The following is a 301-nucleotide window of genomic DNA, read 5'->3' on the forward strand; positions in this document are numbered from 1 at the left end:
ATCGGCACCTACGGCGATACCGCGGCTGTAGGCGTTGTAGCCGGCCACGCCGTCACGCAGGTCTTGCGAGGCGTCGCTGTACAGGCTCTGGACCCAGACGCCGGCTTCCTTGAAGCCTTCGCCGGACGACGCGCCGCGCAGGCTGCTGGTGCGGCTGCCGGTGACGTTGCTGACCAGGCTCTGGCTGGTGGTTGCAGCCTGGGTGGCGCCGCCGTTCACTTCTGGCGACAGTTGCTCGGCCAGTTGGGTCAGTTGCGCTTCGTCGGTGTTGAGCAGGGCCTGCAGTAGCGGGTCGTTCGGG

General features: G+C 67.8%; 1 protein-coding gene. It reads right to left on the reverse strand.

The genetic code is table 11. The features are described 5' to 3' along the window. Positions 1–301: autotransporter outer membrane beta-barrel domain-containing protein (locus tag NTD82_RS08605; RefSeq protein ID WP_262128455.1), on the reverse strand; the 301-nt coding region annotated here is incomplete at both ends.

It is taken from the genome of Pseudomonas sp. 5P_5.1_Bac1, assembly GCF_025466015.1.
GTDB lineage: Bacteria > Pseudomonadota > Gammaproteobacteria > Pseudomonadales > Pseudomonadaceae > Aquipseudomonas.